14 protein-coding genes are annotated in these 15747 nt (G+C 50.7%); all 14 read left to right on the forward strand.

All coding sequences use genetic code 11. The annotated features are described in order from the left end of the window. The first annotated feature begins 15 nt into the window (after positions 1 to 15). Positions 16 to 2151 carry a YjbH domain-containing protein gene (locus PSI9734_RS07830; RefSeq protein ID WP_246194823.1) on the forward strand — a complete coding sequence of 712 codons (2136 nt, stop codon included), beginning with the start codon at positions 16 to 18 and terminating at the stop codon, positions 2149 to 2151. A 15-nt stretch (positions 2152 to 2166) separates the two neighbouring features. Then, complete coding sequence (gene gspG, locus PSI9734_RS07835; RefSeq protein WP_173920556.1) at positions 2167 to 2580, forward strand: type II secretion system major pseudopilin GspG; 414 nt, start codon at positions 2167 to 2169, stop codon at positions 2578 to 2580. Next, positions 2577 to 4265 (forward strand): GspE/PulE family protein, encoded by a 1689-nt coding sequence (locus tag PSI9734_RS07840; protein WP_173920557.1) that lies wholly within the window; start codon positions 2577 to 2579, stop codon positions 4263 to 4265. Before gspG ends, PSI9734_RS07840 begins: the two co-directional genes overlap by 4 nt. Beyond that, complete coding sequence (locus tag PSI9734_RS07845; protein WP_173920558.1) at positions 4265 to 5464, forward strand: type II secretion system F family protein; 1200 nt, start codon at positions 4265 to 4267, stop codon at positions 5462 to 5464. The genes PSI9734_RS07840 and PSI9734_RS07845 overlap by 1 nt, the downstream gene beginning before the upstream one ends. Continuing rightward, the gene (locus PSI9734_RS07850) at positions 5461 to 5988 is read left to right on the forward strand and encodes a type II secretion system protein (protein ID WP_173920559.1); all 528 of its coding nucleotides are present in this window, start codon (positions 5461 to 5463) and stop codon (positions 5986 to 5988) included. The genes PSI9734_RS07845 and PSI9734_RS07850 overlap by 4 nt, the downstream gene beginning before the upstream one ends. Continuing rightward, positions 5969 to 6409, forward strand: a complete 441-nt coding sequence (locus tag PSI9734_RS07855; RefSeq protein WP_173920560.1) for a type IV pilus modification PilV family protein — start codon at positions 5969 to 5971, stop codon at positions 6407 to 6409. Before PSI9734_RS07850 ends, PSI9734_RS07855 begins: the two co-directional genes overlap by 20 nt. Further along, positions 6373 to 7059, forward strand: coding sequence for a PulJ/GspJ family protein (locus tag PSI9734_RS07860; protein WP_173920561.1), 687 nt, complete (start codon positions 6373 to 6375; stop codon positions 7057 to 7059). Before PSI9734_RS07855 ends, PSI9734_RS07860 begins: the two co-directional genes overlap by 37 nt. After that, entirely contained in the window at positions 7052 to 7933 is an 882-nt protein-coding gene (locus tag PSI9734_RS07865; RefSeq protein WP_173920562.1) for a hypothetical protein, read from the forward strand. The genes PSI9734_RS07860 and PSI9734_RS07865 overlap by 8 nt, the downstream gene beginning before the upstream one ends. Positions 7934 to 7987: 54 nt before the next feature. After that, the gene (locus PSI9734_RS07870) at positions 7988 to 9136 is read left to right on the forward strand and encodes a hypothetical protein (RefSeq protein ID WP_173920563.1); all 1149 of its coding nucleotides are present in this window, start codon (positions 7988 to 7990) and stop codon (positions 9134 to 9136) included. Further along, positions 9133 to 9684, forward strand: a complete 552-nt coding sequence (locus PSI9734_RS07875) for a hypothetical protein (protein ID WP_173920564.1) — start codon at positions 9133 to 9135, stop codon at positions 9682 to 9684. The genes PSI9734_RS07870 and PSI9734_RS07875 overlap by 4 nt, the downstream gene beginning before the upstream one ends. After that, a complete protein-coding gene (locus PSI9734_RS07880) occupies positions 9681 to 10184 on the forward strand; it encodes a hypothetical protein (RefSeq protein WP_173920565.1) in 504 nt (167 codons plus the stop codon). Before PSI9734_RS07875 ends, PSI9734_RS07880 begins: the two co-directional genes overlap by 4 nt. 24 nt (positions 10185 to 10208) lie before the next feature. Beyond that, the gene (locus tag PSI9734_RS07885) at positions 10209 to 12227 is read left to right on the forward strand and encodes a type II secretion system protein D (protein ID WP_173920566.1); all 2019 of its coding nucleotides are present in this window, start codon (positions 10209 to 10211) and stop codon (positions 12225 to 12227) included. Between the two features lie 299 nt (positions 12228 to 12526). Further along, positions 12527 to 14281: a hypothetical protein gene (locus PSI9734_RS07890; RefSeq protein WP_173920567.1), complete on the forward strand. Its 1755-nt coding sequence runs from the start codon at positions 12527 to 12529 to the stop codon at positions 14279 to 14281. Between the two features lie 109 nt (positions 14282 to 14390). Then, complete coding sequence (locus tag PSI9734_RS07895; protein ID WP_281351457.1) at positions 14391 to 15722, forward strand: flippase; 1332 nt, start codon at positions 14391 to 14393, stop codon at positions 15720 to 15722. Positions 15723 to 15747 lie beyond the last annotated feature (25 nt).

Raw genomic sequence — 15747 nt, forward strand, 5'->3', positions numbered from 1 at the left:
TCCTCACTGCGCCAAATGAGCGCACTCGCCCTAGCCATCAGTGCGGTGTTCGCCACCCCTGATGTGGTTGCAGAAGAGCACGCCAGCCAATCAGATTTCGGTGGTGTGGGCCTGATGCAAATGCCAAATGCGCGCTTTGCCGACTATGGCACACTGTCGGGGCTCTATTACGACAACGAAGAATACCGTCGACTTGCGGTGAGTTTACAGTTATTTCCTTGGCTTGAGACGACGATTCGTTATAACGATATTCGGCCGATTACCTACAGTGCCAACCCAGAATTCAGTGGCGATCAAACCGGTAAAGACAAAGGCTTTGACGTTAAGTTACGGTTGCTAAAAGAGAGCTACTGGCTGCCTCAGGTCGCTGTGGGTTGGCGTGACCTTGCCGGTACAGGTATTTTTGCCGGTGAGTATGTGGTGGCCAGCAAACGCTTTGGCCCCGTCGACCTAAGCCTAGGAATGGGGTGGGGCTACCTCGGCCGGCGCGATAATATAAGTAACCCTTTTTGTGATGTGGCCGATAAGTTTTGTCAGCGCGAAGGCGGCTTTAGCGGTAGTGGCGGGCGCTTTGAAACCGATAAGTGGTTCCGTGGTGATGCCTCGTTGTTTGGCGGTATTCAGTACCAAACGCCTTTTGACCCTTTAGTGCTTAAAGCGGAGTACGATGGCAACGACTACAGTCGGGAACGTTATTTGGGTCAGCTCGACGTCGACTCAGGCTGGAACTTTGGTGCCGACTATCAAGTGAACGATACGTGGACCCTAAAAGTAAGCTACGAACGCGGCAATACTTTAATGTTCGGCTTCTCGGGCGAAATCGATCTGAACAACATGGGGCAAGTGAAAACCGCCAATCGTCGCGTACCCACCCCCAACACTCGAACAGCCTTCGAGCGCCAAGAACAAATTGATGATCCACAGAGCTCGCGTAAATTACGCTCAGAAGCTTGGCGTTTAGCCGGCCTTAGTGTTACCGAGCTACAAAATGTGCGCTCGGAACAAGCTGAAGAAGCTGAAGAAGCTGATACCTTACGAATCTATAGCAACCAGCTGTATTATCGCGATTACCAGCAAGGTATTCGCCAAGTAGCGCGTATCGCTGATCAAATTTTGCCAGAGCACTATGATTACGTTGAAGTGGTGCAGCAAAACGATCAGATCCAACTTGCCACTACCAAAATCAATTTAGATGTGGCGCGTAAGGCTATTCATAACACCGACTTTGACACGGAGCTGGAAGACGCCTTTAGCCGTGAAGACACCCCGTTAAGCGAGCGTGAGCAGCAAGGCCTATATCAAGCAGAGTATCGCCGCGGCTGGCCGCGCTTAAGTGTGCGGCCGTTCCTCGATCAAAGCTTTGGTAACCCCGAAAACTTTTACATGTACCAGTTCGGTTTAGACCTCAATGCCTCGATGTGGCTGGCGCCTGGCACTTTTGCCCATGGCACCGTGAGTGGCAACTTGTTGACCAACTTTGATGACTTTAACTTCCTTGTCGATGGTTTCAACTCGCCATTGCCACGGGTACGCACCTATGTGCGTGAATACACCACCTTTAGTGATATCTGGCTCGATAACTTGCAATTGAGCCATATTAACCAACTGGCGCCCAACGTTTATACCAGTGTTTATGCGGGCTACCTTGAGCGCATGTTCGGTGGCGTCGGTACCGAGTTGCTGTACCGTGAGCTTGATAGCAACTGGGCCGTAGGCGTCGACTTGAACTGGGTTAAACAGCGTGACTACGAAAGCCATACGGGCTTTCTTGACTACGACACCTTTACCGGCCATGTCACAGGTTATTACCAGCCACAGTTCTTACCTAACACCTTAATTAAGGCTGCTTTTGGAAAATTCCTTGCACAAGACAACGGCTTGCAGTTAAATGTTGAACATAAGTTTAAAAGTGGTGTCATAGTTGGGGCGTATGCAGCTAAAACCAATGTCTCTGCACGCGACTACGGTGAAGGAAGCTTTACCAAAGGTTTTTACATCAGTTTCCCGGTGGACCTCTTACAAACTGAACATAGCCCGAACCGCGGTGTTATTAGCTGGACTCCATTGACTCGAGACGGTGGTCAAATGCTTAGCCGCAGCGTGCAATTGTTCCATGCAACGGACCTCAGAAGTCCGTTTTATAAAGAATAATTATGGAGTAAGACAATGAAACCCAGTGCGCAGCAACCTAAGACGTATGGCTTTACTTTAATTGAGTTATTGATCGTTATCGTTATTTTAGGGTTGTTAGCGAGCTTGGTCGCACCGCAAATGTTTGGCAAGGTCGACTCATCGAAAATCAAGACCGCCGAAACCCAAATGAAAATGCTGGAAACGTCGCTCAGTACCTATCGACTCGATATGGGCCGTTACCCCGAGCGTCTCGATGAGCTGTTGAAAAGCGACGACACCAACTGGCAAGGGCCTTACTTTCCGAAAGACGTGCCACCAGACCCATGGGGTAACGACTACGTGTACCGCATGCCAGGCGATGAAGGCGCACCTTTTACCTTGTTGTCGTATGGTGCCGATGGCCGCGAAGGCGGTGAAGAAAATAACGCAGATATTATTTTACAATGAGCACTTTAACCGAACTGTTCACTGAACGTTTTCGGGTGAATCAAGACGACTTAAGCAAAGCGCAGCAATTCCAAAACCGCAACGGCGGCCAACTGGAACAAATATTGGTGCGCATGGGTGCCTTAAGCTCAGAGTACCTTCCCGCCTACTATGCCGAAGTTTATGAACTGCCGCAGCTGGATGAACAGCGGCAGCAACAACTGTTAACCGACGATGCCCATTGGGCAGAACTTCTGCAGGCGCTACCGAGCGACTTGGCAAGTCAATGCTTGGCGCACCAGTGTGTGCCAGTTGGGTACGATGATAAGCAACAGTTAGAGTTAGTTTGTACCAATCCGAGCCAACCAAGCTTACTTGAATTCATCGCTAGCCTTGCCGAACCTAACTTACAACTGTATGTCGCCAGCGATGACGCTTACAGTCAGTTGCGTACGCGCTGGTTGGAAGAAAGCGAAGGGCCCAGCGAAGATGCCGGCCTCACCATGCTCGAAGAAGACCGGTTGCGTGAATTAGCGTCTGAGGCGCCCACGGTGAACCTACTAAATAGCCTTATCGCAAAAGCCTTGCGCCGCCGTGCGTCCGACATGCATATTGAGCCGTGGAAAGGCAAAGGTCGCGTGCGCTACCGCATCGATGGCGTGTTGCATGAAGCAGATATGATACCGGCACAGATGGTACTGCCCGTGGTCACGCGACTAAAATTGCTGTCGAGTATGGATATCGCCGAAAAACGTCGCCCGCAAGACGGTAAAATCGAGCTACGCATTGATGGCTTAAATGTTGATGTGCGAGTGTCTGCCTTGCCAGTGGGTGAGGGCGAAAGCGTGGTCATGCGCTTCTTACTGCAAGACAACTTAGCATACGACGTAAAAACCTTAGGCATCGAGCCTGATGTTGAAGCAGAGTTACTGCGCGATATTCAAGCCACCTCTGGGGTGGTGTTACTAACCGGACCTACTGGGTCAGGTAAAACCACCAGCTTGTACTCATTCCTGTCGCGGCGTAATGACCCGGACGTGAAAATTATCACCATTGAAGATCCGGTCGAGTATCAACTCGACGGCATCAACCAAGTCCACGTGCAAAGTGATATCGGTTTTACCTTTGCCAATGCATTGCGATCGGTAGTGCGGCAAGACCCCGACATTATCATGGTGGGTGAGATCCGTGATGCAGAAACAGCAGGTATCGCCTTGCAGTCGGCGCTCACCGGCCACTTAGTTTTCAGTACCTTGCACACCAACGATGCCGCAAGTGCCTATACCCGACTGCTTGATTTAGGCGTGGAAGAATTCCTGTTATCGGCGGCCATTAAAGTCATTGTTGGGCAACGTCTGGCACGCAAGTTATGCCAGCACTGCAAACAGCCAGATGCTGAAGCCGCCACCCAGTTTGCTGGTATGAAAATGGACTGGTTAGTCGAGCGCTACGATGTGCAACCGTCGCTGCATAAAGCCGTGGGTTGCGATAAGTGTGCCAATACTGGCTATGCGGGTCGAGTGGCACTGATTGAATACATGCGCTGCGACGAGCAGCTGACCGCCTTGCTCGGTGAAGCAGAATTTTTAACCAAGGCGCGTCGCTTGAACCGTGAACGCGGCTATCGAAACTTACTCGAAGACGGCGTATTAAAAGCCTTACGCGGTGAAACCACACTTGCAGAAGTGGTGAGGGTTGCAGGCTAATGGCACTGTTCACTTATGTGGCTTACAACACCAGCGGTGTCGAACAGAAGGGCCGCATTGACGCCATTGACCTCGCGAGCGCTAAAGCTCGGCTTGAACATCAGCAGTTATTGGTGGCAGACATCAAAGAAGCGTCATCGGGGCTCAACGCCAATGTGTTTGGCGAACGTGGCCTGACCATCAAAGACGTCGAATTTTTTACCGCAGAAATCAGTTTGTTACTTACCTCAGGTCTGCGTGTCGACAAGGGCTTGCAGATCCTCTTACACAACGTTGAAAAACCTGCCTTGCGCGACATGCTGCAAAACGTACTGCAACAGCTCAAGCAGGGGCATAAATTATCGGAAAGCATAGCGGCCTTTCCGGTGTTCAGTTCGCTCTACATTGGCTTGGTGCAAATTGCCGAAGAAACCGGCGAATTGGCGGCAACCTTCCAGCGCTTGGCCGACGAATTGCATTACCAGATGGACTTACGCGAAAAAATCAAACAAGCCTTGGTTTACCCTGCGGTGATCTTGACCGTGTGTGTGGCCGCTATCGTATTTATTTTTAATTTCGTGGTGCCGAACCTCACCTCATTGTTTCAAGATCAGCAGAACCTGCCAGGCTACACCGTGGCCTTGCTTGCGGTCAGCGACTTCTTTAACAACTACCAGTTATGGCTAGCGCTTGGGCTTGTGGCAACCGGTGTTGGCCTTTGGTATTACCGTGAGCACTCATTTGTCAAAGCCCTTGGCAGCAAATGCCGAGAGCGCTTACCGGTGGTGGCGAACGCAAATCTGCTGGTTGAACGAATCCGCTTTAACGCGGCCCTGCACGTAATGCTAAGCGCAGGCGTTGCCATTGATCGCAGCATGAAACTGGCCGCCAAAACCCTCCGCACCGAGTCGTTACGCAACGAAGTGGCACGGGCCGCCGAGCGGGTGAACCGTGGTGAAGGGCTCGCCGATTGTTTAAGTGAATCACGGCTGTACCCGCCGTATTTTGCGGCACTGCTGAGTATCGGCGAAGAAAGTGGTGAGTTAGCACGAGTATTTGGCGAAATTGCCGACCGCTCGCGCAGAACCTTTTATAGCTGGGTGACACGTTTCACCAGCTTACTCGAACCCGCACTTATTCTCTTTATGGGGGCTGTGGTCGGCACTATTGTCGTCATTATGATGCTCAGTATCTCTGCCGTCACAGACATGCCTATATGACCTGCCCGGCTGCGTTAAAACCCTATCGTGGCTTTACCCTCATAGAATTGCTCGTGGTTATGGCCATTATCGCCATCGCCGCCAGCCTCATCGGCCCCATCGCCCTTAACCAGTACGAGCGCAGCAAAGCCACCGCCGAACGCGAAGCCTTACTCCGCCTCGTCGACCACTACCGCTTCCAAGCCTACAGCCAAAACCAAACCTACACCCTCACCACCAACTCCAACCAACTACTTATCCAGAGGGGGCAGCCCCTTGTGGATAACTCCGGCACCCAACTTATCCAGAGGGGGCAGCCCCCTCTGGATAACTCAGTGCAGGGCAGGTTGGCTGCGGGGGTGGGCGAGGTGGTCGAGTTCGAGTATCTGAGTTTTCCGGGGCAAAGGCTTACGCTGAACCGGCATGGTTTTTGGTCGCCGGCGCAGTTGCATTGGCAGGAGGGTAGCCGCGAGTTAAGCCACGAGCTGAATATGCAGTTGATCGAATTAGGTGAGGAGGGGCGTGATGCAACGCGCAACGACTAGCGGTTTCACCTTGATCGAAATTTTGGTGGCCATGACGATCTTGTTCGCCACGGTGGTGACGGGCGTGATGGCGTTTCAAAACAATATGCAAAACTCGGTCAAGGCGGCTGAAATCACGCATATATTGACTCAGTTAGATACGGTAAGAAGCAATATCAAGTTTAACTTACAGCATGAAGCTATCACCGAAGGTAGCGAACTCTACAGTCAAGACGTACAAATTAGCTGGCAGGCCGAGCAGGTGGCCTATTTACCGCCTGCGCCGAACTTTGATGATGCCGTAGGTGGCTATAATCAATACGCCCCGCGCTATCACCTCTATGCCATCACTCTAACCATGCGCTACGGCAGCAGCCAGCGCCAATTCAACTACGAGGAGCTAGTATGGGACGAAAAAATTCGTCAAGCGGCTTCACCCTAGTTGAAACGCTGATTGCCATGGTGTTGCTATCGCTACTAATGATTAGTGGCGCACTTGCCTATGACTATTTCAGCCAGAACTGGCAGCGTAACAAAGGCTTAGCCTCCAGCTCTGCAGAACGGCATCACTTAACCAGCTTAGTACAGAAAGTCACTCGCAATAGCTATGCCAAAGCCGTTTATAACAGTAGCAACCGCCTCGGGTTCTATTTTCTTGGCCGCTACGACGGCTTTACTGCCGTGTCCCATACCAGCGTGCAAAATCCTGATGCCGCCGCGGTCTACCGAATTTTCCGTGAAACTAACGCCGCCGGTAGCTACCGGCTGGTGTACGAAGAAGCCGTACTTACCAACCTGTATTTGCGCCAAGACGAACAAGAGCTGCCCTTTAATTTTCGCCGCATTCTGTACGACAACATTAACCAAATTGACTTTCGTTACTATGGCTATCAGTCGCTAAAAGAGCGCAATGAAACCGCTTCGGGCGAAGGTTCCGAAGTTTACGACTTGCTCTGGTTTAACGACTACGATGGCATGCAGCGGGTGCTGCATCCGCAAGCCATTGAAATTAACCTCAACGGTTTTCGCTGGTTCATTGAAGTTCCGGACGCGGTCGAGTCAACCTTATCGAGGTACAGTCGAGATGTTTAAGCGAGCCGGCGCAGACCAGCAACAAGGCATGGCGCTATTTCAAGTGCTATTGATGGTGGCGATTATTTCGGTACTGCTGCTGGTGATGAGTCAACAAACCCGCTCGTCGGTCGAACGCGCGCAAGCCATGCAAGACCAAGCGGAATTGCAGCTGGCTTTAGATTCCACCGCAAACTACCTCGATGCCTTGCTGCTCAGCAACAATTGGCTGCAAGCCCGCAACAACAGTACGCACCCACTAGCGGACATAAATTTCTATAACTATCCACAACCATTGCGGCTGCCAGACCGGCAGGCCTACGCCGCACTAACGTCCGGCGTCAGCATGCAGCTGCAAAACGAAGCTAGTTTGTTAAGCATCAATTTCGCCACGGGCGACATTCAAAATCTTCTGATAAGTCTTGGTACCGCGCCACATCGTGCCGAGCTTATGGTCAATGAACTAAGGCAATGGCTGAAGCAGCCCGATCAATTGTTTTTTCAGTCTTTTTCAGACCTTACCCAGCTCAATAGTTGGTCCATGGCTGACGTAAACTTGATTAGAACTTACACAACCTTAGACGAAAGCTTGTTCAACCCTGCTTGGGCACCCGATGAAGTTTTGCGCATATTGCTTACCCAAGGGCAAGCTGCTACTATCGAAGTATTAAGAAAAAGTAATGATAATGCTGTGGGAATGCTTCAGGAATTCATTGAGTTAGGTGGAACACTCGATAATGGCATTTACCCGGGAGAACAGCAGCGCATTCGCATTACTGCCAAACAAAACGGGTTACAGTTGTATCGGCGCGTCGATTACCGACCACGGCAACCCATACCGTTACGATTACATGCCAAGCATTACGAGCAGGTAGCGCAACGAAGCAATGACTAAAATAATAATTTTCAGCGCAATAATCGGCGCAATAAGAAGAAAAACGATAACAACATGGCAGCTTCAACCACGCAGAACACCCAAGAATCGCTGCAGCGCAAGCTAAGTGGCGGCATCGCCACGTTGGTGTGGCGGGTTAACCCGCAAGGGCAATGGTTCCACGGCGCAAACCGCGAGCCGTCGCCTGCACCTAAGCGCCGCGTAAGCTGCCTTGTGCTGGCGCGTAGTTATTATCAAGAAAGCTGGAACTCCTACACTATTCGCTCGCTGAAAGGCCTGCACAAAGTACTTAAGCAAAAAGACCTCAAACAGAAAGCCGAAGCCCCAGCACAACAACATTTTATCGGGCCCTGGCGCGACGGCCAGCGTCGTGTACTAACCCTTACCCTCAACCAGCAAGGCCAACAACTGCTGACGAAAGCCTTCACCGTACTGCCTGAGTCGCTGGTGTTGAGCGCCGCCTGTAGCGAAGGCTTTTACCAAATCGAGCATGGCCAACAGTGCTACTTCCTGTTTAACCAAGAGCAACAGTGGCAAACCGCAGTAAGATCGCCACTCATGCGCGATGCCGAGCGCGCAAAACTCGCCCTAGGTTGCCCCAGTGAACAGCACACTCAACACATTAACGAAGCGCAATTAGGCGAGCTCATTACCCGCGGGGTTAAACAATTAGGCAGCCATTACTGGCGACAAGGTTGGCAAAAGAGTGCCAGCACCCGCTCATTTGCGTGGCGTCCAACGCTCGCCGTCGCAGCCGTCATCGGCGCTTGCTACTTGGCTCTCAGTAGCGGTTACTTGCTGTTAGAACGGAACTTATTGAACCGGCAACTCGAGCAAATTACGCCTGAAGTAAGTGAGCTGCTGACGCTGCAAAGTGATTTAGCTGATATCAGTGCGTCCATCGAACAGCTACGTCAGGTGTATGTGAACGCCGACACCATCAACGGCTTTTGGCAAGTTTTGGCAGTGGTAGAGCAGCACCAAACGCAGCTGACGTTTATGCAAGGCGACGGCCAGCAACTTAGTATTGGCGGGCAAACAGAAAATGCGCTCGAATTACTGAAAACCCTGCATGGCTTGCCACAGGTCGAAAAGGCAGAATTTGCCTCACCGGTGCGTGGTAGCGGCGGGCAACAACGCTTCCGCATCGATTTAGCGCTAACCACAGAAACCACAGAAACCGCAGAAGGGGGCACGCAATGACGGATAACCAGCGTACCTTACTTATTGTGGCGGTATTTTTGGCCGCGGTGCAATTTATCGTCAAACCGATAGTGAATTGGCAGAACCAAGTCGCCACCGAGTTAGCGCTCACTCATGGCCAAGTGCAACGCAGCGAACAGTTACTCGCCCATGCCGAGCAGGTAAGAAAAGCGCATCAAAATGCCATCGAGCAACAACAGACACTGATTGAAGGCATGCCCAGCGCCGCCGAAACCACCTTGTTACAGATTCAGTTACAAGACCGCCTAGCAACATTGCTGCGCAAACAAGACATTGCCATCGATGAGTTCAATTGGGTTACCGGGGCCCAGCCGCAGACGAACGCCATCAGCACCCTTAATGCCAAGGTAAAACTTGCTGGGAACATCGAGGCGCTGGCGCAAGCCCAGTTCGCGCTGATGCAAGAGCTGCCCTTTGTACAGCACCAAAGCATCGAACTGCGGCCGTCACAACGCCGTCGCGGAAATAACTATGAGCTGACGTTTTTACTGCAAGTCGCCGTGCGTCAGCCGGGAGGTGGCTCATGAAAGCTTGGCAGCAACTTCCCGCCAGCGTGAAATTACTAGCCGCCGCGATTGTCGTGGTTTGTTTGATGGACTTTATGCAGCGGGTTTACATCGCGGGCAACGATACGACCCGAACCTTTGATCCGATGGCGGGACTACAGGCCGATTTGCCTGCGGCACAAATGAGTGACGACGTATCGACCTGGTTACAAAAACGTCGCGAAGCCGCCCAGCAGCAACAAGAACAGCAAGCGAGCAGCAAACCACAAGCTGAATTAATGGACGGTGGCGTCAACTTAGGCGACATGCGCGTTCGCGTGCGAGGTATTTACACCTCGAATAACCAACAGCGAGTGGCACTTATCGATACCCAACAACTGGCTAATCGCAGGGTCGAGATCACAGAGATCAGCGAAGGCTTCGAACTAAATGGCTTTACTGTTAGCAAAATAAGCGTCAATAGCGTCACCTTTATTGGGGCGGACGACGAAACTGTCACCCTACCGGTGTTCGACTATTAGCGCCGCAGAATAAACGAGGAAATTATGAGCCGAATGCACCTAAAGTACTCTGTGGTAATGCTCGCGGCAGCTAGCGTGCTCAGCTGTGCACAGACACCGGACCCGCTCAACGTAAACCCAAAGCGCTTCGAATCTGATCAAATCAAGTATTCAGAAAGTGCCGACCAGGAAGAAGCGCGCCTGCAAAGTAACGGTTTCGAGCAACTACGTTCGATGAATTACGACAATTATTTAAAGCGCAGTGATAGCGATCCGGCCAAAGAATTTAGCGCGACAGACTCACACTCGCTAAACGCCAATGAATTGCCGATGCGTAACTTTATTGAAACCGTATTCGGCACCGCCTTAGGTGTGAATTATGTGATTGCGACGCAAGGCGACTTAAAGCAGCAAGTGACCTTGAACCTAACCAACAGTGTCAGCTCACGTGAGTTATTCACCCTTTCGCGTCAGTTGCTGGTGGATAACGGTCTTGATGTGTCGCTGCGCGAAGGCACCTATTATATTTATCCACGCACCGATGCGCGTACCGACGTAGTGATTGGCTTTGGCCGCCGGTATTCGGATGTGCCCGATACCGCACAGAACATTATGCAAGTGGTGCCGCTCAAATATGGCCTCAAGACCTCACTTGAACGCACCTTACGCAACCTATCAAGTGTCAAAGTATCTGCCGACCAAGTGCAAAATGCGTTTTTTGTCGAAGGTAGTCGCGCTGAAATCGTACGTTTTCTCGATCTTGTTCATCTACTCGATGTGCCAGCCAACCGTGGGCGCCATGTGGCGATGGTCGAGCTGACTTATTTGTCACCGATGGACTACATCGACCAGCTAAAAGAGCTCATGGAAGCCGAAGGTATTAGTATAGGTCGACAGGCAGGTATGGGCGTTGCGGTACTCACGGTGCCGGTGAATCAACTGGGCGCGGTGGCAATGTTCGCCTCAAATGAAGAGGTACTCGATCGCGCGCGCTATTGGACCCAACAAATCGACCAAGCTAGTAAAGGCCCAGAAAAGGGCTATTATATCTACCATCCGCGCTATGCCCGAGCATCTGATCTTGGCGCCTCAATCGGCAACCTCATGGGCAGCACGCAAATGGGCGCCAACAGTGCCCGCGATACCCAATCAGCGCAAGGCGGCGCAACGGGCCAAGCCGGCGCAGGCATGAGCGCGAGCAACGAAGATATGCGCATGACCGTGGATGAGCGCTCCAATTCGATTATTTTTTACACCACCGGCGGCGATTACAAAGCCTTACTTCCAGTGGTGCGCCGACTCGATGTGATGCCCAAGCAAATTGTCTTAGATGCAACCATTGCCGAAGTCACGTTAACCGACGAGTTCTCTCAAGGCTTTGAGTTTGCGTTTCGCAATGGGAACTTCAGTGGCGGCACCTATGGTACATTGGGAGCACAAGACATCGGTGGCCTGCGGCTTAACTGGGTCGACGGGTTTGACCGTTTTATTGCCAACCTGCAACAGAGCTCCAATTTGGTCAACGTGCTGTCGAACCCGACATTAGTGGTGCGCGACGGTGTGGCTGCCTCAATCAACGTCGGTAACGATATACCCACGGTCGGCTCAACCACCTTCACACCCAATTTAGAAAGCCAGACACAGTCAGTGGAATACCGCAAAACCGGGGTGCAACTCACGGTTACACCAACCATCAACGCACAAGGCTTAGTGGTATTGCAGATCAATCAAACGATTTCTAATACCTCACCCACTGGACCCTCGGTGGCCGGCAACCCGAGTATTTTTGAGCGTGCACTCCAAACAGAGGTGATTGCACAAAGTGGTCAAACTATTCTTTTGGGTGGACTCATCTCGGAAAATAACTCCAGCGGCGACAGCAAAGTGCCCCTCTTGGGCGATATCCCCTTGCTAGGTAACTTGTTTAAATCTAAAAAAGAATCGAATGAAAAGACGGAACTGGTGATATTCATTACCCCTCGTATCATCGAGCGTACAGAACAATGGGAAGAAATCCGAAAAACAATTGCGGATGGCTTGACAACTATCTCGGTTAACGACTAATCTCTTTAATGACTTTGCAAAAATGTTGAGCTCATGGATATATAGAAAACCATAATTAACAACCTCAACAGCAAAGCTTTTTAGGGGCTCTGTTTGAAGAGTCAACAGTATTTTGAACTAAGTTTTTGCCTGAGTGTTCGGTCGCGTGCTTAATCACCTCGCTGCTGAACCTGCAACTCGCAAAAACTGGGCTCAAAAGAAAATCGACGCGATCACCATAGGTGGTCAACTTGATAACAACAGGAGTTAAGGCTTGAACAATAGCTGGAAGCTCTTATTTCATGAAATTGGAGAACATCATGACAAACATGTTTAAACGTTCGCTAGTGGCTTTGGCAATTGCCGGCGCTAGCACGGGAGCGATGGCTGCAGACGTCACTCTCACAGACACTACCTACGCGACAGATGAATTCATGACTACCATGGAGTCTATCCTGTCAAAAAATGTGATCGTTACTCTGAATGATGAGTACAAAGAAGGCGATTACATTTATTTGCGTTTTGAAGACGGCGCCTACATCGACGGCCACCCAAATCAGCTAACTGTTGGTTTTGGTGAGCAGTTCGACGAAGGCAACTATGCCGGTAACGGTGTGGTTCCTGTGCGTCCGGGTAGTTACAACGATGACAGCGACTCTGTCGACGTGAACAAAGGTATTACGGTTGATTTCGTGGCACAAACCACAGATAGCGGCAATAACACCGTACTTATCTATCGTGTAACGAACCTGTTCGGTGACCAAAACACCAACTCTAACGACACCACGTATGGTATTGAGTTAGACTTCGGTCGCTTCAACTTTGACGCACCAACTGTTGTATCACTTGACGGCGTTATGTTCGACACCTTCTCACGCTTAGACGACCAACCATGGCCAACGAACACTAACCCATGGCCGTTCGACACTGTGACTCCGCCGATGACTGATAACACCCAGTTGTTCAAAATGGGTCCACAGTTCGTACTTGAAGTAGAAAAAGAGTACAGCGGTGAGTTGGACGTATGGGAATACCGTCGCTTGTTCCGTACGAACGGTGGTTCGCACGGTAACAACTACAACGAAGACGACGGCGAGTTCTGGGTACGCACAACTAATAACCCAGACAACGGTACCCCAGCAGACGACAACGCTGGCGCATGGGACTTCGTGGTGCAAGTAGACCAAGATCCTGCTGAGAAAATTGTTTTCACTCTTTCTGGTGACAACATGTTCGGCTGGATCGACAGTGTGAACCCAGGCGGTGTTGAAGCCTTCTTCGATGGCGGTAACCTGAACAACTGCGCTTACATCAGCCACAATGCAAGTACCTTGAACTTCCGTTGTGATGATGCAGATGTTTTAAATGAACTGGTGTTCGACTTAGCTGCGACAGCGAACTCATTCCAGAATCCTAAGCAAGACGGTGAATTCTCACTTTCTGCAGTGGTGAACTGGGAACACACCACAGCTCAGTACACTGACGGTGGTATGACTGACGATGTCGACTTCCCTGAAGACGGTGTCTTATTGTCATCGCCGTATGAAGGTGAAACCGAGCTTGGTCCCGTGGATGCAGGTGAGTGGACAGTCAACGGTTCTGTAACGTCTATTCCTTATATGCCTTACAGCGCTCAGTCAGCCTCTGGTGAGCTAACCGCAATTAGTCAGATCATCTACGTTACCAATGAGTCACGTGACCCAGGTTTCGATGATGCGACGATTGGTGGACCAAACGATACTGACGGCCCTGTACCAGACAATAACGATGTTGATCGTATTATCTGGGTAGATGCAATGGCGGAAGACGGTACTATGTATGGTCCATACACCCTGACCGCACTAGCGAATCCAGGTGTTACAGCTATCGCTGGTGAAATCCGTGAAATGCTGTTTAATGATGGCGCATTGGCGACTAGCGGCAAATTCTCGTTGACTATCAACGTTGCTGACTATCCAACTAACGTGTCGATCTACTCAGCGTATAACGTGAATGGTTCTGACCGTGGTTGGGTCCAAAACGACTCAGTACGTACAGACCATGACGTTTATCGTGGCAACGACATCATCGATTAATAGCTAGCTCTGACTAGTATTAACATCGAAAATCGTTATGATAAAACGCTCCTTCGGGAGCGTTTTTTATTTGACGAGTCATTTTATACAGTAAGGACACTTAACCACCATGATCCGCGCCGCACTTAAAAATTCCAGCTGGCTGATAAGTGAAAAGGTTGTCGGCATGGCAGTGAACCTAGTCGTTGCTTTGGTGGTTGCGCGAGCGCTTGGGCCAGAACTATTCGGTCAACTAAATTACGTATTGGCACTGGTTGCGCTAGTACTCCCTCTGGCAGCGCTGGGTATGAACGCGTTAATTATGCGAGAGTTGGTAGAAGCGCCAACCCGAGAAACAGAAATTATGAGCACCGCCGCCGCGTATCGCAGCATCGGCGCGTTACTCGGCATTTTAGCGCTAATAACATGGGCCTTCGTAAGCTCATCCATGCCTACCGACGAGCGTATCAGCCTTGTGGTGATTGGCAGCGCTGCGATTCTGCAGTCGTTTCAAGTGGTCGAATTCTATTTTCAAGCGCAAGTTAGCGCTCACTATATTGTGAAAATGCGGGCCGCGGTTATTTTAACTGCCGGCATAGCCAAGCTGGTGGTCGTCTTTGTAAACCCCTCATTAGTTCCCATCGCCGCAGTGTTTGCGCTAGAGTATTTGGCCTGGGGCCTCGGCTATATTTTTCTTTATCAGAAAAGGTCGAACGGTTTTGCTTGGCGCGCGATTCATTGGCGCTATGGTTGGGACCTGTTAAAGCAGGCATTTTGGTTGATTTTGTCTGGCGTTGCCGCGGTACTCTACCTGAAAATCGACCAGGTAATGCTAGGTACCATGGTTGATAAAAGTGAGGTAGGCATTTATGCCGTAGCCGTAAAGCTTTCAGAAGTGTGGTATTTCTTCGCCACCGCCATTGCGACCTCGTTTTTCGCCGGACTAATAAAGTTAAAGAAAACTAACTTCAATGTATATCAGCAGCGGCTGCAGCAGCTGTGTGACGGATTATTTGTTTGTGCCTTGCTGGTTGCCACCGCAGTCACCTTACTTGCTGATCCAGTTGTGCTTTGGCTCTTCGGAGAGGCCTATCGGGGCGCCAGTACTATCTTAATGATTCACGTTTGGGCGAGCCTGTTTGTATTTATGCGCGCACTGGCGAGCAAATGGTTGATCGCCGAACGCTTGTTAGTGTTTAGCTTAGTAAGTCATGGCGTAGGCGCTGCGCTTAATGTCAGCATGAATCTAATTTTGATTCCTAGTTATCAAGGCGAGGGTGCCGCAGTCGCTACGTTAATTTCGTATGCTGGAGCCGCTTATTTTGCGTTTTGGTTGAGTGCTCAAACACGACCATTGGCCCGCATCATGTCGTACTCGTTAATTTTACCGTTTACCTTTGGGTATCGGTATTGGCGAGCAGTGCGAAAGCTACGAGAAGCTTTAAAGTTAGGAAAAAACTAGTTAATTGTTTCATAACTATGACACT

It is taken from the genome of Pseudidiomarina piscicola (assembly GCF_902806985.1).
Lineage (GTDB): Bacteria > Pseudomonadota > Gammaproteobacteria > Enterobacterales > Alteromonadaceae > Pseudidiomarina > Pseudidiomarina piscicola.